The organism is Sungkyunkwania multivorans, from assembly GCF_042675645.1.
Lineage (GTDB): Bacteria > Bacteroidota > Bacteroidia > Flavobacteriales > Flavobacteriaceae > Sungkyunkwania > Sungkyunkwania multivorans.
In genome coordinates this window covers 58,225-76,913 of record NZ_JBHTJH010000010.1, presented here as the reverse complement: position 1 = coordinate 76,913, position 18,689 = coordinate 58,225, and the positions used below count along the sequence as shown (strand labels likewise).

Sequence of the window (18,689 nt, the reverse complement as noted above, 5' to 3'; positions counted from 1 at the left end):
TGCATAATAGAGGTCAGACCTGCCTGCTGCAGACAGGTGCAATTCGCCAATAAACATTTCGGAAGAAACAACCGTTATGTTTTTGTGGCTCATTTCATATAAAAAAATAAGGCTACAAAGGTACAAATTTTACCTTGTGTAGCCTAAACTTAAGATATGTCAATGGTTATTGGAATTCTACGTTCGCGACCAAATTCTCTACCGTAGCATGATTATTCCCTCCTTTTCTCTCGATAGTGATATTGTAGCTGGTCGCATTTTCATTATATGGGATTCGAAGCAATTTGTTTTCTGCTTTTTCAAGCACTCCTAGGCTCACCATTTTACCATCGATATCGGCCCACATTTGAAATACTTGGTCCTCTGGAAGGTTCGGCAGGTCAACTACGTTGATCAAAGAGATCTTCTCTATTGGATTTACATAGGCTACCGTTTTCAGGTTCTTTGCTCTCTGATTGCCTCGCAGCACATATTTCTGTGTTTCCGGATTTCTAAGTCTTGAAAGCTCTTCATAGGCACTGGCAAGCAATGTGCCCGATGAACTAAGTTCGTTTTGTAAGGATGCTATCTCTTTCATAGCATCTGTATTTTCTGCCTTCAGGAGTCGTCCTTCTTGATAGAAATAGAATGTGGAAGCTGCAAATAGAACAGCTGCGGCACTCGCAACAATGGTGAACCATGATGGGTACCTTTTGGTAACAGCGCGTGAAGATCTCACTTCATCAATGACCACCTCTCTTATGTGGGCAGGAGCTTTCACCGCATGTGCTCTCGCATAGCGCTCCAGGTCTTCCTGCATCGCTACGTATCTTTTATTAACTTCAGGATATTTTTCAATATAAGACTCTGCCTTTTGAGTTTCTAACGTATCCGTGTCGCCTAAAAGGTATCGTTCTAATAAGTCAGACTGAAGAAATATGTCTAAATTTTCTTTCATAATAAATTCACAATTACCAATATTAATAAAGTCGTCACATCATAGACTTTTCTTAATTCTCTTAATCCAATTTTTAATCTTGACTTTATCGTTCCTAACGGAATGTCTAAAGCTTCGCTAGCTTCCTGTTGCGTCATTCCCTGAAAAAAAAGTGCATCCAATACTACTTGGTACTTTTCCTCGAGAGAATTCATGTGGTCCTTGACGTCTAAATGTTCTGGTTGGTAATCCGTATTGCCTAATCTAAATACGTTTGATACTTCTATTTGGATTTCTTTATCAGCTTTATTATTGACACTTCTAAGTTTATCGATGGCAGTGTTCCGTGTAATTCTGAAGAGCCAAGTAAAAAGTTTCGCTTTGGATGCGTCATAGCTCTCTGATTTTTTCCAAACCTTTACTAGGCTCTCCTGTAAAACATCTTGTGCAAGCGCTTCGTCTTTTACGACCTTTAGCGCAACACCGTATAAGGTGTCCGCATAGTTGTCGTACAAGAGGGATATGGCCTTGTCATCGCGTTCCTTTAAGAGTTGTATAATGTGTTTTTCTAATAGCTGCCCCATTCTGTTATTGGTAGTTTTAACGTTTTTTTGACATGCCATTGAAGTCCAATTAGCAAAAGCATGCCGTATCTATAAACGAGTGCACTTCAAAATTATTAATTAAAAACATTAAAAATCATGAAAATGGGAAAATTTTTTGCAGTGCTTGTTTTGTTAACATTTGGTTTTCAAGGAAGTGCACAATGTGATGATGCTAAAAAGAACACGAAAGAGCTTGCTTACAACGATGTTGAAATGGCACAAGCGGATATAGTGGATGTGGCAGCAAGTTTAGAAGATTTTAGCACATTGGTGACAGCCGTTAAAGCTGCTGGTCTGGTCGAAACATTAAAAAGCGATGGCCCTTTTACCGTATTTGCACCTACAAACAAAGCATTTTCTAAACTTCCAGCAGGTACCTTGGACGGACTTTTAAAACCAGAAAGCAAAGGTACCTTGTCAAATATTCTGACCTATCATGTTGTTTCCGGTAGAGTGATGGCTAGCGATGTGGTCAGTGCAATAAAAAGTAACAAAGGAGAGTTTACTATAAAAACCGTGAGCGGAGGCAAACTTACCGCCTCCTTAGACGGGGATAGTGTAATTCTTACAGACGAATCAGGTGGTATTTCTACCATCACCAAAACAGACGTGGGTGCCAGCAATGGTATCATTCATGTCATCGATACAGTTGTTCTTCCTGAATAATTGTTTTAGGTTAGTTTAGTTGGGGAAAAGCCCGTGCTGGGGAGCACGGGCTTTTATTTATCTACTGGATGACATTTACTTCGGCCTCTATGGCGATGCCAAATCTGGCCAATACGCATTGCTGAATCTTTTGTGCAAGGCCCCACAACTCTGACCCTGTGGCATTACCATGATTTACGAGAACCAAAGCTTGATTCTTATGAACTCCTGCATCTCCAAAACGTTTTCCTTTAAATCCAGCTTCTTCAATAAGCCAGCCCGCAGGAACCTTGATCTCATCATTTGAAACCACATAGTGAGGGATGTCTGGATATTTTTGCTGAAGCACTGCGAACGCTTCCTTTTTGATGATCGGATTCTTAAAAAAACTACCGCTATTTCCTAAAATGGCAGGATCAGGTAGCTTACGCTGTCTAATCGCTATGACCGCATTAGAGATATCCTTGATCTTCGGCACATCGATGCCCATCTCTGCTAATTCGGTCTCAATGGCGCCGTAAGAGGTGTTCAGTTTGTGGTTGTTCTTGGTCAGTCTAAAGGTTACCGAGGTGATGATATATTTACCTTTTGCTTCATTTTTAAAGATAGAATTGCGATATCCAAACTTGCAATCTTCCCTATCAAAGGTCTTCAAGGTGTTAGAGCTGATCTCTATCGCTTCACAGGACTGGAAAACGTCCTTCAGTTCAATGCCATAGGCTCCGATATTTTGAATTGGGGCTGTACCTACATTGCCTGGAATTAACGACATATTCTCCAGCCCTCCGTAATCTTGCTCCAAGCACCACAAAACGAATTGATGCCAATTTTCACCTGCTTTGGCGGTGATGATGACTTCGCTAGCTGTTTCGGAGACCTTTTCGATTCCCTTAATATTGACGTGCACCACCAAAGTATCGATATCCTTTGCCATCAACATATTGCTGCCACCTCCGAGGATAAATTTCTCTGGATAGGAATGATCGTCCAACAACTGCTGCAATTCTTTCACCGAATTGATCGATACAAAGTGCTTGGCCATCGAATCGATTCCGAAAGTATTGTATGGTTTTAGAGATATGTTATGCTGAATTTTCAATTTAGCTTTTGTATGCTTCTAGTGCCGACTTTAGTATTTCGACCGAACGCACGAGGTCTTCTTTTTTCAGTACATAGGCGATACGCACTTGATCGAGCCCTATTCCCTTGGTGGAGTAAAATCCTGCTGCGGGGGCTACCATGATCGTTTCACCATTCAGATGAAATTCTTCTAAGAGCCAACGTGCGAAATCATCTGCGTCGGCAACGGGAAGTTCTGCGATGCAATAAAAGGCGCCTTTTGGTTTGGCAACACGCACCCCATCAATTTTTTCTAATTCAGCGACCAATGTATTTCTTCGCTCTACATATTCTTCAATGACGGCGTCAAAATAACTTTGTGGGGTATCTAAAGCTGCTTCGCTTGCCATCTGAGCAAAGGTTGGCGGACTTAGTCTAGCTTGTGCAAATTTTAATGCCGTACCAATAACTTCTTTGTTTTTGGATACGATGCAACCTATTCTAGCACCACACATGCTATATCGCTTTGATACGGAATCGATCATAATGGCGTACTGCTCAAGTCCGGGCTCCTGCATCACCGAATAATGGTCTTCACCATCATAAGCGAATTCTCGATAAACCTCATCGGCGATCAAGAAAAGATCGTGTTTTTTAACGATTGCAGCCAATTTCTTGATCTCGTCCTTAGAATATAGATATCCAGTGGGATTCCCAGGATTGCAAATGAGAATGGCCTTGGTCTTTGGAGAGATCAACTTTTCAAATTCCTCGATAGGGGGAAGTGCAAAATTGTTTTCGATTTTCGACACCACAGGAACCACTGTAACTCCCGACGCTGTTGCGAAACCATTGTAATTGGCGTAGAACGGTTCTGGGATGATCACCTCGTCTCCCGGATCGGTGATACTTCCTATTGCAAAGAGCAGGGCCTCGCTACCACCAGTGGTAACTATAATGTCATCATATTTGACCTGAATATCATTCCTATGATAATAAGCGGCGATTTTGGTACGATATTCTTCAGAGCCCTCCGATCTGCTATATGCTAAAACCTCTAAAGTATTGTTCTTAATGGCATCTAGTGCCACTTGGGGCGTATGAATATCTGGCTGGCCGATATTCAAATGATACACTTTATGCCCTCTTTTTTTGGCATCTTCGGCAAACGGAACCAATTTTCTTATCGGTGATTCCGGCATATTTTTTCCCTTGAGAGAAATTGCTGGCATGGTCTATAATTTAATGGCGCAAAGTTGCGAAATATATTTGAAAAACTCGCACATGCTACAAGCTTCATGCCCAGTTAAATAATGTTAAATAATTGTTATTTGGTCTTGCTATTCCATAACTTAGTAAATACCCTCAAAACAAAATAAGATTGATTTTATTTAAAAAATATCTTGTCCTATTATGTTTTTTGTCATTTTCGCTTTCGCTTGCTCAAAGTAGTTTTAGCTTTATAGACAAAGATGACGACCAGAGTTCTTTGCGCTTTAAATTGGTGAGCAATTTAATCGTTTTGCCAGTGGAGATCAATGGTGTGGAGCTTACTTTTCTTCTAGATACGGGTGTTAACAAACCAATCCTCTTCAACTTAACAGAAAATGACTCGTTACAAATAAATAATGTTCGCAAGATCATGATACGCGGTTTGGGCTCTGGAGCACCGGTGGAGGCCTTACTCTCAAAAAACAATACGATGAAGATCGGCGGCGTCGTAAGCACCGATCAGGAAATGTATGTGGTGTTAGACGAGAATCTCAACTTTTCAACGCGATTAGGAATTCCGATACATGGGATCATAGGACATGATCTCTTAAAGGATTTTATCGTCGAGCTAAAATATTCGACAAAACGTCTAAAATTCTATGATCCAGATAACTATCAATATAAGAATTGCAAAAAGTGTGAGACCTTTCCGCTAAATTTCAATGGGAAAAAGCCATATTTGGACGCGATGGTCACGGTTGATGATAATGAGGAAATTCCTGTAAAGCTACTGATAGACTCTGGAGGTAGTGATGCCGTATGGCTTTTTGAGAATGTAGAGAAAGGAATCAGGGTGCCAGAACGAAATTTTAGAGACTTTTTGGGTAGAGGCCTTGGCGGAAGTATTTATGGGGAGCGCAGTAGATTGCAGACATTCAAAGTTGGTTCTTTTGAGTTAAAAGATGCCAAAGTGGCCTTTCCGGACTCCTTGGATATCGAGTTGGCCTATGCCTATCAAGAGCGAAATGGTAGTATTGGTGGGGATATCTTGAAACGCTTCGACTTGGTCCTTGATTATCCAAATCAGCAGTTGACCTTAAAGAAAAATGGGCTTTTTAAAAAACCTTTTGAGTATAATATGAGTGGTATCGAACTGCAGCATAACGGGACTCGCATGGTAAAGAAACTAGACGCCCAATATGGCGGCGTCAAAAGAAAGGACGACTCTTCCATAGAGATCGTGCTTAGTGATATCTACAAGATGGCACTGGTGCCGGCTTTCGAGATCGCTGAGGTGCGAGAAGGATCTCCAGCCGAAGCTTCTGGGCTAAAAAAAGGAGATATTTTGGTGAGTATCAATGGCAAGGGAGTGGATAGTTATGAGCTTCAAGAAGTCATAGGAATGTTGTCCAATAGGGATGGAAAGAATATTAGGTTAATCGTGGAACGCAATGGGAAAGAACTCCGATTTGACTTTAAACTACGGAAGTTACTTTAATTTCACGGATGTTTTTTTATCCCGCTCATACTTTCTCAAATAAAAATTTTTAACGCACCATTCCAATTCTTAATTCTTAGAAATAATAAAAAAACCGCCTCTTACGAAGCGGTTTCAATATCCTTTAAAAGGTTCCTAGTTATTTGTAGGGCCTTTTTTCTGTTTCATCATCACGCTTTGCTCCGGATCCGCATCGACCACTTTGCCCTTGATCCTTAAGGCAACCGTAGGCGTTTCAGCATTAGAATAGACCGTGATGGTCTTACTGATCGGGCCAACTCGCTTCGTATCATATTTTACTTGAATCTCTCCAGTGGCGCCAGGAGCGATCGGTTCTTCAGGTTTTTTAGGGATGGTACAACCGCAGCTAGAATAAACTCTCGAGATGATCAATGGGGCGTCTCCTGTGTTAGTGAACTCAAACGTGCGCACACCGTCGCTACCTTTCTCGATCGTGCCGTAGTCTACCTTGTTCGTCTTAAATTCGATCTTTGCTACTTTTTCTTGGGCATTAACAGCAAAACCGATAAAAGCTACAACTAAAAGTGTAATAATTTTTTTCATCACTTTTCTATTTTGTTAGAATGTAAATTTAGGTACTTTTTGATCAACCGCAAAATAAATGAATTCCTTTCATAATCGTGCAGAGTTGAGTACTTTTGCACATCTATTTTCAAAAATCGGACCAAAATCATGAATATTCCGGCAAAGTTTGATGCAAAGCAGGTAGAAGACAAGTGGTATGACTACTGGATGAGGCATAAATATTTTCACTCCACACCAGATGAAAGACCGCCTTATACCATCGTAATCCCACCACCGAATGTCACGGGTGTCCTTCATATGGGGCACATGCTCAACAACACCATTCAGGATGTATTGATACGTCGTGCGCGCTTACAGGGAAAAAATGCGTGTTGGGTACCTGGTACAGATCACGCTTCGATAGCCACAGAAGCTAAAGTAGTTGCCAAACTTAAAGAGCAAGGAATCAACAAAAGTGATTTGACGCGTGAAGAGTTCTTGAAACATGCATGGGAATGGAAAGAAGAATATGGAGGGGTCATTCTAGAGCAATTAAAAAAACTTGGGGCATCCTGTGATTGGGACCGGACCAAGTTTACGCTAGACCCAGAGATGTCCGAGGCGGTGATCAAGGTCTTCGTTGATCTCTATAATAAAGGTCTCATATATCGCGGCTACCGTATGGTGAATTGGGATCCAGAAGCAAAGACAACGCTTTCTGATGAAGAAGTGGTCTATGAAGAAAGACAAGGAAACCTCTATTATTTATCCTATGAGATCGAAGGCAGCGATGAAAAACTGATCATTGCCACCACACGACCTGAAACCATTTTGGGCGACACTGCTATCTGTATCAACCCTAACGATGAGCGTCATACACATCTCAAAGGGAAGAAGGCCATTGTTCCTATTTGTGGAAGAGTGATCCCAATAATTGAAGATGAATATGTAGATATCGAATTTGGTACAGGATGCCTTAAAGTGACGCCTGCACACGATGAGAATGACAAGGTGCTTGGTGATAAGCATCATTTAGAGGTCATCGATATCTTTAATGAGGATGCCACGCTAAATTCTTTTGGATTGCACTATGAGGGAAAAGACCGTTTTGTTGTTCGAAAAGAGATCTCTAAAGAACTCGAAGAAAAAGGGCATCTCGTTAAAATAGAGCCATATACCAACAAAGTTGGGACTTCCGAGCGTACCAAGGCGATAATTGAACCTCGCTTGTCCGATCAATGGTTCTTAAAAATGGATCAATTGGTAAAGCCAGCCATAAAAGCGGTCTTAGAGACAGGAGAAGTGAAGCTTTTCCCTAAGAAGTTCAACAATACCTACCGTCATTGGATGGAAAATATCCGCGATTGGAACATTTCTCGCCAACTTTGGTGGGGGCAACAAATTCCAGCCTATTATTATGGTGATGGGAAAGAGGATTTTGTAGTTGCAGAGACGATTGAAGCAGCCCTAAAACTTGCAAAAGAGAATTCTGGCAATGATCAACTTGAGATAGGTGATCTAACGCAGGATCCCGATGCCTTGGATACATGGTTCTCTTCATGGCTATGGCCGATGAGCGTTTTTGATGGGATTCGCAACCCGGAGAATAAAGAGATACAATATTACTACCCGACCAACGACCTGGTGACCGGCCCAGACATCCTTTTCTTTTGGGTGGCTCGGATGATCATTGCCGGTTATGAGTACAAAGGAGAGCGACCCTTCAACAATGTATACCTCACTGGACTGGTGCGTGACAAACAACGCCGAAAGATGTCAAAATCCTTAGGAAACTCTCCCGATGCTTTGAAACTCATCGATGAGTACGGCGCAGACGGCGTGCGTGTAGGGTTGCTATTGAGTTCCGCTGCTGGTAATGACCTAATGTTCGACTTCGATCAAGTTGATGAACAAGGAAATGTGCTGACCAAAGAGGAAATTTTTAAAAGGAAAGAGCTTGGCAAGCCCGAATTATATGTTTCACCGCTTTGTCAACAGGGAAAGAACTTTGCCAATAAGATATGGAATGCCTTCCGATTGATCCAAGGGTGGGAGGTAAGTGATAGTATTGCACAACCCGAACATTCAAGGATAGGATTGGAATGGTATGAGGCGAAGTTACAGAAGACCTTGACCGAGATTGAAGACCATTTTGGTAAATATCGTATTTCGGATGCTCTGATGGCTATCTATAAATTGGTGTGGGACGATTTCTGTTCTTGGTTATTAGAAATTTCCAAACCGGCATATCAACAGCCTATCGATAAGGTTACCTACGACAAGATCATCGAGCTTTTAGAGGCCAATCTGAAGTTGTTGCATCCCTTTATGCCTTTCCTTACGGAAGAAATATGGCAACATATCGCTAATAGGACATCCGAGGAGGCGTTGATCATAGCTTCATACCCAAAGAAGACATCTTTTGATGAGCACTTGATCGCTCGCTTCGAAATAGCCCAGGAGGTTGTATCTGGGGTGCGGACCATTAGAAAAGAAAAAAATATCGCCTTTAAAGATGCAGTGACACTTTCTGTATTGAATAGTGAGGGCTGGACCACGGACATGGATGCCATCATTGCCAAACTAGGTAACATATCTTCTATCGATCATGTGGAAGAGAAAGTTGGTGGCGCACTTTCATTTAGGGTAAAATCTAATGAATATTTCATTCCGTTGGTTGGAGCCATCGATATTGACGCTGAGATTGAAAAACTCAATGCAGAATTAACAAAGGCTGAAGGATTCTTAAAATCGGTTCAAAAGAAGCTCTCTAATGAACGCTTTGTGTCTAACGCTCCAGAACAGGTAGTGGCTTTGGAAAAAAAGAAAGAGGCGGATGCTTTAGCGAAGATCGCAACCATAGAGGAGAGTCTAGCGACGTTGAGCAAATAAGACTAAAGGGCTTTATTGTTTGTCAAAATAGTCATTCACCAACTGGATATACGCTTCCTTCGCTTCAGAGGGTGAAATGTTTTGTGATTGAAACAAGGCGTTGGCCTTGAATGCATTGATCAATGGTATTCGGCTGCTTGGCGTCTCTCGATTGAGTGTTGCTCGTTTGTAATAGGCGTAAAGACGCAACAAGAAATCTGCGGGAAAGGGTTCTTTATGTTGGTTGATTCGTTCTACCGCATTGTTAAAGGCTATATCTAACGCTTCTTCCGTCATTGTCTTTCGGCAATAATATCGATTCCTCCCTTTACTTTTTGATTCAGTGAAACATTGACCTTTGCATCAAGTGGCAAGAAGATATCTACTCTAGAACCAAACTTGATAAAACCAGCATCCGTTCCTTGCACCACCTGCATCCCTTCCTTGGCGTAATTTACGATACGCTTGGCCAGAGCTCCTGCTATCTGGCGATATAGTACTTCGCCGAAGGATTCGTTGTCAATGACGATCGTGGTGCGCTCGTTCTCTTCCGAGGCTTTAGGGTGCCAAGCTACCAGATATTTTCCAGGATGATATTTGCTATATTTGATCAAACCGCCAAGGGCGTATCTTGTTACATGCACATTGATGGGAGACATAAAGATGGAGATCTGCATCCGTTGGTCCTTAAAATATTCTTTCTCGTAAACTTCCTCAATAACGACCACCTTTCCATCAACTGGCGCAACAACATGATCATTGTTTAGAATCGCTTTTCTAATAGGGTTTCTAAAAAATTGCAGGATCAACAACAAAAAGATCAAGGCGGCGATCTGAACCAACAACTGAAGCCAAAAAATTCCGATGAATTGATCGGCAAGGATGACTATGATGGCGGCGATCAAAAATGAAATACTAATTATTTTATATCCTTCTTTATGAAACATGTTTAAATATTTGAATGGTAAAGTATATGAATGGGGCAGCAAATACCAGACTGTCCAATCGGTCCAATAATCCACCATGCCCTGGCAAGATCGCACCGCTATCCTTGACTTTTCCGACCCGTTTGAATTTAGATTCTACCAGATCACCAAAGGTGCCTGCTATGACCACAACAGCACCCAATGTCAACCAATGTACCGTCGAAAGTGCCTCACTGTCATCATATCGAGACAAGAGATATGCAGCGATCAATGCGAACACTACTCCGCCAAGAAAGCCTTCGATGGTCTTTTTGGGGGATATACGTTCAAAAAGCTTATGTCTACCAAAGGTGCGGCCTACCAAATAGGCAAAACTATCATTTACCCATATCAATATAAAAATACCAATAATTAACAGCTTGTCAAAGCGATTTTCTCCATAAGGGATCATGGTAAGAAAAATGAAGCCACCTCCAATATAGAACAGACCTATAAGGAAGAGGTTGGTGGTATTCCATTTCTTAGGTTCGTGCTCATAGAGATTTGCGAGTAGATTCAGATTGATCAGGATACAGGGAATCAAGAGTCCCCAAATAGCATTGGGTGATTTGATCACATATATGAATAACCACCAGAGTATCAAGAACGCGATAAAGATATAGGGGCCTTTTAATTTTACGATTCGTCGAAATTCGTAGATACATACGAGTCCAAAGACAAGAAAGAGAAAATCAAAGGCGTTTTCGTCCAAAAAAACGGCTCCCAGCAACAAAACGACATACAGAAAGCCCGTTAAGGCACGCTTCAAAAGTTCCTTCATGCTATAAGTCTTCGAGAAGCAACAAATATAGGTTTTTTGAACTACTGCCGTATGAAAGAAAGTCTTTTTCCTCTGCAGCTGGCTCAAAGTGTTTTATGGTGGTGATATTGCTTGGAATCTTGCTGCGGTCTTTGTTTTTTATCCCTCTGAGGCCTTCTCCCAAGGTTTCGACAAGTTGACTTGTCGTGGCAAATACCACAAAGTTATCTGGAAGGTCATTCAATTTCTTTTCAGCGATCTGTCTGGAAGACACGAGGATGGCACCATTGTTACCAACCAAATATTCACAGGTAGAGAAGAAGAATTTTGCATTGTGATTGGTCTTTGAGAAAAAGATATTGAAATCTGAAAATCTGTCTGCAAGTTGCTCATCTAAGCATATCGCTTCTTTGGCTAGCCAATCGTTTTCCTTTAAAATATTGCCGAAGGCTTCGTTTATTTCGTCGGTGGAGTCGCAATAAAGAAATTTTCCACCATTCTTTTTGAAGTTGATCGTGAACATTTCATCTACAGGAAGTCTTAATTCTGGCATGTATTTACTACGCTCTTGCGCAGTTTCATCCTGCGAAGTAGCTTTAGATTTAGGGCCAAAGATCTTCTTAAACAAACTCATTAGTATTAGCCAGATTTTGAGGGCTTACAAATGTTCAGTAAACGTAAAGATAGAAAATCCTGATGTTTCCATATGGATACACCAAGATTTTTTCTATATCTGTCGATGTTTATTTTTTCTAGCTCGCTTTCGACTCCCCGCCATCTTCTTTTTCCAGAATGGACTCGGGCGTTTCTTTTTGCTCCTCTTTCTTCTCAAAAGGACGACTTCCAAATATTTTTTCAAGGTCATCTTTAAAGATCACTTCTTTCTCTAGCAGGCGGTCCGCCAAAGTGGTCAATTTGTCCTTATGTTTTTCTAGAAGCGCTATTGCTCTTTCGTATTGCTCTTCGATGATGGCCGAGATCTCTTTGTCGATCACTTGTGCCGTCTCTTCGCTATATGGTTTAGAGAAGTTGTAATCCGACTGCCCGGTAGAATCGTAATAAGTAAGATTTCCAATCTTGTTGTTCAATCCATAGACAGTGACCATCGCACGAGCTTGTTTCATCACCTTTTCAAGGTCGCTCAAAGCACCAGTAGAGATCTTGTTAAAGATCACTTTCTCAGCGGCTCGCCCACCTAAAGTGGCACACATCTCATCTAACATTTGTTCTGTTCTTACGATCAAGCGCTCTTCTGGCAAATACCAAGCTGCACCTAAGGATTGACCGCGAGGTACGATAGTGACCTTTACAAGGGGTGCTGCATGCTCTAACATCCAACTAACTGTTGCGTGGCCTGCTTCGTGATAGGCGATCGTCTTTTTCTCTTCGGGAGTGATGATCTTGTTTTTCTTCTCCAATCCTCCAACGATTCGGTCTACTGCATCGAGGAAATCTTGTTTGTCAACGCCTTTTTTACCATTTCTTGCAGCAATAAGGGCGGCTTCGTTACATACATTGGCTATATCTGCTCCAGAGAAACCTGGAGTTTGCTTGGCCAAGAAATCCGTATCTAGAGATTCTGAGGTCTTGATAGGTTTTAGATGCACTTCAAAGATCTCTTTACGTTCTCTAAGATCTGGAAGGTCTACATATATTTGTCGGTCAAAACGACCAGCACGCATCAAGGCCTTATCTAATACATCTGCACGGTTGGTCGCCGCCAAGATGATCACATTCTCTTTAGATCCAAAACCATCCATTTCCGTGAGAAGTTGGTTCAATGTATTCTCACGTTCGTCATTCGAGCCTGTGAAATTACTCTTACCTCTCGCTCTACCGATGGCATCTATCTCGTCGATAAAGATGATCGATGGTGATTTGTCTTTTGCCTGTTTAAAGAGGTCCCGTACTCTAGACGCTCCCACACCCACGAACATTTCAACAAAATCTGAACCTGACAGTGAGAAGAAAGGTACTTTGGCCTCTCCGGCGACGGCTTTGGCCAATAATGTTTTACCGGTACCAGGAGGTCCAACGAGGAGTGCTCCCTTTGGGATCTTTCCTCCCAATGAGGTGTATTTGTCCGGATTCTTTAGAAAATCCACAATTTCTTGAACTTCCTCTTTTGCACCTTCGAGACCAGCAACATCTTTGAAAGATACCTTCGTATCGGTCTTCTCGTCAAAAAGTTTGGCTCTGGATTTTCCTATATTAAAGATCTGTCCGCCACCGCCAGCAGCTCCGCCACCGCTCATTCTTCTCATCAAGAAGATCCAAATACCTATAAAAAGTACCAGTGGCAGTAGGATTCCTATATAATCGGTCCAAATGTTATGTTTGGTCTTGAAGTCGTAATCAAATTGAATTCCTTTGGCTTTAGCTTCTTGGAGTCTTTCCTGAAAAAGGGTAAGGTCGCCTATTTCAAATTCATAGTGAGGCCCTGTATTGGCCTGCTTTAAAAAGGTCGTCTTGGGTATCTTTTTGTGGGCATCTTTTGCCAAGGCCTCTTGGTCGAGGTAAACAAGGGCTCTTTGTTTGTTGATCACCACGACCTTTTTCACATCTCCATCGTTCAGATATCTTTCAAAATCTGAAACATTGGTTCTAGGCGCGTCCTGCCATTGGCTGTCACTGTTAAAAACAGTCATACTCAGCAGAACAGCTATTAGAATCGCATAGATCCAGTATGCATTGAACTTGGGTTTCTTATTTGGTGTTTTCTCGTCTGCCATGAAGCATTTTTTAGTAATTGGTAGCTATAGAAGTCACTTTGGCATCGCCCCATAAGCCTTCTATATCGTAATATTCTCTTATATGTTTTTGAAAAATGTGTACCACAACGTTCACATAATCCATTAAAACCCATTCGGCATTGTCAGTTCCTTCTACATGCCATGGTTTGTCTTTTATTTGTTTGCTAACTGTTTTTTGAATGGAGTTAACGATCGCATTAACTTGTGTATTGGAAGTACCATTGCAAATGATAAAATAGTCGCAGACCGTATTTTCTATCTCACGAAGGTCCAAAATGTCTATATCTGAACCCTTTACCTCCTCAATTCCCTCTATAATAACTGATATAAGCTGGTCGGCGCCGCTATTCGTTTTTACCATTAATTTTTTGTTATTTTATGCAAAGTTATTACTTTTTTAAATTCTCAAAGCTCTTATTTAACATAAGATTCCAATTATTATTTTATGAATATCATCAAACTTGATGCCATTGGTTCGACAAATGATTACCTAAAAGAGATATACACCAAAAGAAATTTGGAGGATTATACCGTTGTGTCTGCGTTGGAGCAGATCAAAGGACGAGGGCAGATCGGGACTTCATGGGCCTCGGAAAAAGGTAAAAACCTAACAATAAGTGTGTTAAAGAAGATTGTTTGTTTGGATCATAGTGAACAGTTCAGTATAAGCATGGGGGTGTCGCTGGCAATCGTAAAGGCCTTAAATTACTTCGCAGTCCCTCAGCTCAAAATAAAATGGCCGAACGACATTTTGTCAGCAAATAAGAAAATATGTGGCATTCTTATAGAGAATATTATTAAGAATGGACAAATGAATGCTGCTGTCATTGGTATTGGACTTAATGTGAATCAGACCTATTTTGACCATTTACAAAGTGCATCATCCCTAAAATTGATCAATGGCATCACGTATTCTTTGGATGAGGTGTTGCATCAGGTGATGAAACAGTTAAAGGAATATGCGCCATTGATAGAAGATAGAGCCTTTGACCAGTTAAAAAAAGAATACGAGGAAAATCTCTTTAGAAAAGACAAGCCTTCAACATTTAAAAATTTAGATGGAGAACTGTTTATGGGATTTATTCAAGGAGTGACCGATACCGGAAAACTCTTGGTGAAGCTTGAAGATAACCGCATAGAGGAATTTGACCTTAAACAGATAAAGCTTCTATATTGATAGAGATAGGCGGGTGTAGTAGACAGTTAGCGGTTTGTAAAAAAAACTTACCGCAACTGCCAACTTCAATCGTACACTATTTTAAAGCTTCCCCATATTTTCAGATAGGGTGCCGATGAACTTAGTGATAGGTGCCTTGATCATCATGGACATCATTGGATTGAATTCTCCCTCGAAGGTCAATTGCGCTTCACTTTTGTTGGCTTCGACCTCTTTGATATCTGCGGTAAGGGTGAAGGGAAGTTTGTCACTCGCCGCTCCCAAAACAACCTTGTTAGGCGGCGTAGATTCTTTTAACTTCAATATAAGCTCGGGCATACCTTTTAACTGGAAAAGGAATTTGCCTTCTTCCAGAACCTCAAACTTATTGATACTCTCTGGCATAAGCTTCTCGAAATTTTCGACCTTCATCAGAGATTCGAAAAGTTCTTGTGGTGACTTGTCTACTGTTACTTTAGGACTTTGTAAGTTCATGTGAAATATGAAATGAATTATTAATTAGTATGGCCTATATCAATTAGCGTTCCATTCTGAAGGATGATCTCTCCAAGATCGTAAGGCAGCCAACTCTTTTTCTGTGATGTAATTGGTTTCCAGTGCTTGAGAAAGCAAGTTTTCGTAGTTGCTCAGGGTATATAGGTCAACAGCTGCTTTTTCAAAATTCTTTTCAGCAATGTCAAAACCGTATGAAAAGATCGCGATCATCCCTTTAACAACGGCACCGGCCTCTTTCAATGCGGTCACGGCATTGAGGCTGCTCTTTCCAGTGCTGATGAGATCCTCGATGACCATGACGCTTTGTCCAGATTCCAAGAAGCCCTCTATTTGGTTCTCACGGCCATGTTTCTTTGGCTCTGGCCTTACATAGACAAAAGGAAGTCCCATATATTCGGCAACAAGCATTCCAATACCTATGGCGCCTGTCGCAACCCCTGCAATGACATCTGGTTTGCCAAAACGTTCTTCGATCTGTTTGCTCATTTCCTCTCGCAAATAATTCCTGATAAGAGGAAAGGATAGCGTGATTCTATTATCGCAGTAGATAGGAGATTTCCATCCAGAGGCCCATGTAAAAGGATTTTTAGGACTCAATTTAATTGCATTAATTTGTAGTAGAAGTTCAGCTGTCTTCTTGGCGGTTTCCTTATCCAAAATCATGCTGCAAATGTATAAAGTTTTTGTGAATGAAAAACCTATTGTATTAACAAATACGATTACAAAAGAAACGGATTTTAAGCTCTTTTTGTTAGAAAGTGCTGATATTTATGAGGTCATCCGTCAGCTGCAAAAAAATAAGATCGCTGAAGCACGATTATACCATCCAAATAAACATCTATTGCTCGATCTCTTTAAAGAAAAATTGCCAGTCGTCATTGCTGGTGGAGGATTGGTAAAGAATTCAAAAGGAGAAGTGCTCTTTATTCGCAGAAATGATAAATGGGATCTTCCAAAGGGTAAAATAGAAAAAGGCGAGAGTGTAGAAGAGGCGGCGGTCCGAGAAGTAGAGGAGGAGACGGGTGTTGAGAACGTAGCGATCGATCACCAATTGATGGATACGTATCATTTATTCAGAAGAAATGGTATTTATAAGTTGAAGCTGACACATTGGTACGCTATGAACACCGATTACATCGGGCCTACGACCCCCCAGCTAGATGAAGATATCACTGAGGTAGCATGGAAAAACGATGTGCAGACAAAGGAAGCATTGACGGACTCCTATGAAAACATTAAGCTGCTATTTGAGAATGGAGTTTAGGGATCGAGACTATTTAATTTTCAGGAGCAAGGAGCAAGGAGCAAGGAGCAAGATAAGATGGATGAGCTTACAGGTAGAGGAGTTTAGCTTAAATGTTTAGGTACAAGTAGCAGAACATTTCTCAACACTAAACTTATAAACTTCAAACTTTCAACTTAAAGACCATCACCCGTCATCTAACATCGAGAGACAAGAGACAAGAATTAACGACTCACTCTGTATACCGGATATCTCATATGCGCCTTCTCGTAATGCTCAGATCGTTTATAGATCCAATCTAATTGCGCATACCAATTGCTTGAAAAGGCCTCATCATCCCGCTTTTTCTTTTCGAATTCAGCCCTTAGTTCATCATTCTTGGATAGTAACTCCAATGCTTTATCTTCCCAAACATAAGGAGAGAATCCTTCCTTCTGTTGCAAGATCGTGTCGAAAAAATTCCAATTGAAAAATGAATCGGGCGCTTCAGGTTCTAAGGTTTCAAGAAGGTAACGAAAGGCGGGCTGGTCAGTTTTGATGATCAAAAATTTGTCGCTCGGAAATGTGACCATCTCTTTGTTCATTCTTACCTTGGTGTTATAATGTGGATAGTGCCCTTCGTAAGCCGACTTTCGAGTTTCATAAGAGTCAATGTGATATACCTCGACCTCCATCGTAGTTTCATCTTCGATATATTCCATTTCCACCTTGTTGTTCTCAAGGCGTTCAATAATTCTAGACCAGGCCCTAGAAATAATGTAGGCTTTAGGAACGGTAACCTCTTTCGACGGCTTAAAACGGTTTTGATAGGCTACTTCAACTTCAAAAGGTTTGCTCTGATCGTATTTTAATCGCTCTGCTTCTGTGACCTTGCTAGGAATCATTTTACCTTCGTATCCCTTAAAATCAATTTTTGTCGATTTGCTTTCATCCAAGCTCCATTCGATAGCATAGGTATCCCGTTTGGCAAAATCATCTCGTGCTCGTTGGCGTAGCTGCTTTATTTTCTCATGATCTCTTTCGACGATCGCTATCATGCTTTTCATCAACTCATACGTGCCTTCCACGCGCAGATTATAAGGTTTCAACATATGCGTCTCTACCATCATACCCAAAGTGTTCCACAGGCTTGTATAGCCGGTAGAATATCTCGGAAGATCTAAAAATTGCGAAAAACCCTTTTCGGGCGTGGTTCCCCAAACGTTCACATAAGGGGTGATATCCCATTTTTTCGCTGCCAGCGTTCTTTCTAGTGTTGGCATCATTTCTGTATGGAGATAATTACCTAGCTCGCCACCTAATTTGTCGTGTTGGGTAAAAAGATGGGTCAATACATACTGATAATCTGCTCCGTTACTTACATGGTTGTCGATAAAGACATCTGGCTTTATCGTATGAAAGATCTTGGCAAAGGCACTGGCATTCCTGGTATCTGCTTTGATAAAATCCCTGTTCAGGTCGTAGTTGCGAGCATTTCCCCTGAAACCATATTCTTTGGGTCCATTTTGATTGGCCCTAGTGGAAGCATTGCGGTTCAGGGCTCCGCCGATATTGTATATCGGAATCGTCGCTAAAACAGTATTTTCTGGCATGGGGATCTTCCCTTGGGCGATATCTCGAAAGAGCATCATAGTGGCGTCGATGCCATCACTTTCGCCTGGGTGGATGCCGTTGTTGATCAAAATAACCCGTTTCTCTTCCCCGATATTGTTGAAATTGGTTTCTGGACTCGGGTTTATAATTACCAATTGAAGTCTTTCGCCACTATCTGTTCTGCCACCAGTACGAAGTTTCACCGACCGATAGGTCAAAGCCAGGTTCTCATAAAAAGAGACCACTTGATCATAGGTTGCTGTTTCGGTACCTCCTGATGCTTCAAAAGGTGTAATGAAATCAAAGGTTGAGGCATCTTTTTCGATCTTACAAGAGACCAAGATCAGTAGAAGTAGCACGTATTTTTTCATG

Annotated in this window: 19 protein-coding genes; 5 read left to right on the top strand and 14 right to left on the bottom strand. The window is 41.3% G+C overall.

All coding sequences use genetic code 11. The features are described 5' to 3' along the window. Positions 1 to 166: 166 nt before the first annotated feature. Together ACFQ1M_RS10465 and ACFQ1M_RS10460 are read right to left on the bottom strand one after the other, a co-directional pair. Positions 167 to 937 (bottom strand): anti-sigma factor domain-containing protein, encoded by a 771-nt coding sequence (locus ACFQ1M_RS10465; protein WP_386407930.1) that lies wholly within the window; start codon positions 935 to 937, stop codon positions 167 to 169. Continuing rightward, complete coding sequence (locus ACFQ1M_RS10460; RefSeq protein ID WP_386407928.1) at positions 934 to 1,500, bottom strand: RNA polymerase sigma factor; 567 nt, start codon at positions 1,498 to 1,500, stop codon at positions 934 to 936. Before ACFQ1M_RS10460 ends, ACFQ1M_RS10465 begins: the two co-directional genes overlap by 4 nt. Before the next feature lie 117 nt (positions 1,501 to 1,617). Between ACFQ1M_RS10460 and ACFQ1M_RS10455 the strand changes: the two genes are divergently transcribed. After that, a complete protein-coding gene (locus ACFQ1M_RS10455; RefSeq protein WP_386407926.1) occupies positions 1,618 to 2,187 on the top strand; it encodes a fasciclin domain-containing protein in 570 nt (189 codons plus the stop codon). 61 nt (positions 2,188 to 2,248) lie between these two features. Here the strand turns inward: ACFQ1M_RS10455 and murB are convergent, their stop codons facing one another. After that, a complete protein-coding gene (murB, locus tag ACFQ1M_RS10450; protein WP_386407924.1) occupies positions 2,249 to 3,265 on the bottom strand; it encodes a UDP-N-acetylmuramate dehydrogenase in 1,017 nt (338 codons plus the stop codon). A 1-nt stretch (position 3,266) separates the two neighbouring features. After that, positions 3,267 to 4,457: a pyridoxal phosphate-dependent aminotransferase gene (locus ACFQ1M_RS10445; RefSeq protein WP_386407922.1), complete on the bottom strand. Its 1,191-nt coding sequence runs from the start codon at positions 4,455 to 4,457 to the stop codon at positions 3,267 to 3,269. Positions 4,458 to 4,729: 272 nt separating this feature from the next. Here ACFQ1M_RS10445 and ACFQ1M_RS10440 point away from each other — a divergent pair, with 272 nt between their 5' ends. Next, on the top strand, positions 4,730 to 5,935 hold the full coding sequence (locus ACFQ1M_RS10440) for an aspartyl protease family protein (protein WP_386407920.1): 1,206 nt from the start codon (positions 4,730 to 4,732) through the stop codon (positions 5,933 to 5,935). A 135-nt stretch (positions 5,936 to 6,070) separates the two neighbouring features. Here ACFQ1M_RS10440 and ACFQ1M_RS10435 read toward each other — a convergent pair whose 3' ends face one another. Next, the gene (locus ACFQ1M_RS10435; RefSeq protein ID WP_386407918.1) at positions 6,071 to 6,499 is read right to left on the bottom strand and encodes a DUF1573 domain-containing protein; all 429 of its coding nucleotides are present in this window, start codon (positions 6,497 to 6,499) and stop codon (positions 6,071 to 6,073) included. Positions 6,500 to 6,628: 129 nt separating this feature from the next. Here ACFQ1M_RS10435 and ACFQ1M_RS10430 point away from each other — a divergent pair, with 129 nt between their 5' ends. After that, positions 6,629 to 9,352, top strand: a complete 2,724-nt coding sequence (locus ACFQ1M_RS10430) for a valine--tRNA ligase (protein ID WP_386407916.1) — start codon at positions 6,629 to 6,631, stop codon at positions 9,350 to 9,352. 12 nt (positions 9,353 to 9,364) lie between these two features. On the opposite strand, the gene ACFQ1M_RS10425 is transcribed toward ACFQ1M_RS10430, so the two are convergent. From ACFQ1M_RS10425 to rsfS, 6 genes are all read right to left on the bottom strand, one after another. After that, positions 9,365 to 9,628 carry an acyl-CoA-binding protein gene (locus ACFQ1M_RS10425; RefSeq protein ID WP_386407914.1) on the bottom strand — a complete coding sequence of 88 codons (264 nt, stop codon included), beginning with the start codon at positions 9,626 to 9,628 and terminating at the stop codon, positions 9,365 to 9,367. Further along, positions 9,625 to 10,278 carry a phosphatidylserine decarboxylase family protein gene (locus ACFQ1M_RS10420; RefSeq protein WP_386407913.1) on the bottom strand — a complete coding sequence of 218 codons (654 nt, stop codon included), beginning with the start codon at positions 10,276 to 10,278 and terminating at the stop codon, positions 9,625 to 9,627. The genes ACFQ1M_RS10425 and ACFQ1M_RS10420 overlap by 4 nt, the downstream gene beginning before the upstream one ends. Beyond that, positions 10,268 to 11,077 carry a phosphatidate cytidylyltransferase gene (locus ACFQ1M_RS10415; protein WP_386407911.1) on the bottom strand — a complete coding sequence of 270 codons (810 nt, stop codon included), beginning with the start codon at positions 11,075 to 11,077 and terminating at the stop codon, positions 10,268 to 10,270. Before ACFQ1M_RS10415 ends, ACFQ1M_RS10420 begins: the two co-directional genes overlap by 11 nt. A gap of 1 nt (position 11,078) precedes the next feature. Beyond that, complete coding sequence (locus tag ACFQ1M_RS10410) at positions 11,079 to 11,690, bottom strand: LUD domain-containing protein (RefSeq protein WP_386407909.1); 612 nt, start codon at positions 11,688 to 11,690, stop codon at positions 11,079 to 11,081. A gap of 118 nt (positions 11,691 to 11,808) precedes the next feature. Further along, on the bottom strand, positions 11,809 to 13,788 hold the full coding sequence (gene ftsH, locus ACFQ1M_RS10405; protein ID WP_386407907.1) for an ATP-dependent zinc metalloprotease FtsH: 1,980 nt from the start codon (positions 13,786 to 13,788) through the stop codon (positions 11,809 to 11,811). Positions 13,789 to 13,798: 10 nt separating this feature from the next. Beyond that, complete coding sequence (gene rsfS / locus ACFQ1M_RS10400) at positions 13,799 to 14,170, bottom strand: ribosome silencing factor (RefSeq protein ID WP_386407905.1); 372 nt, start codon at positions 14,168 to 14,170, stop codon at positions 13,799 to 13,801. Between the two features lie 84 nt (positions 14,171 to 14,254). On the opposite strand from rsfS, the gene ACFQ1M_RS10395 reads away from it, so the two are divergent. Beyond that, positions 14,255 to 14,986 (top strand): biotin--[acetyl-CoA-carboxylase] ligase, encoded by a 732-nt coding sequence (locus tag ACFQ1M_RS10395; protein WP_386407903.1) that lies wholly within the window; start codon positions 14,255 to 14,257, stop codon positions 14,984 to 14,986. An 81-nt stretch (positions 14,987 to 15,067) separates the two neighbouring features. On the opposite strand, the gene ACFQ1M_RS10390 is transcribed toward ACFQ1M_RS10395, so the two are convergent. Continuing rightward, positions 15,068 to 15,460 carry an SRPBCC family protein gene (locus ACFQ1M_RS10390; protein ID WP_386407901.1) on the bottom strand — a complete coding sequence of 131 codons (393 nt, stop codon included), beginning with the start codon at positions 15,458 to 15,460 and terminating at the stop codon, positions 15,068 to 15,070. Between the two features lie 39 nt (positions 15,461 to 15,499). Next, entirely contained in the window at positions 15,500 to 16,144 is a 645-nt protein-coding gene (gene pyrE, locus ACFQ1M_RS10385) for an orotate phosphoribosyltransferase (RefSeq protein WP_386407899.1), read from the bottom strand. 7 nt (positions 16,145 to 16,151) lie between these two features. Here pyrE and ACFQ1M_RS10380 point away from each other — a divergent pair, with 7 nt between their 5' ends. Beyond that, the gene (locus ACFQ1M_RS10380; protein ID WP_386407897.1) at positions 16,152 to 16,745 is read left to right on the top strand and encodes an NUDIX hydrolase; all 594 of its coding nucleotides are present in this window, start codon (positions 16,152 to 16,154) and stop codon (positions 16,743 to 16,745) included. Between the two features lie 203 nt (positions 16,746 to 16,948). On the opposite strand, the gene ACFQ1M_RS10375 is transcribed toward ACFQ1M_RS10380, so the two are convergent. Further along, positions 16,949 to 18,688: a M14 family metallopeptidase gene (locus ACFQ1M_RS10375; protein WP_386407895.1), complete on the bottom strand. Its 1,740-nt coding sequence runs from the start codon at positions 18,686 to 18,688 to the stop codon at positions 16,949 to 16,951. Between the last annotated feature and the right edge of the window lies 1 nt (position 18,689).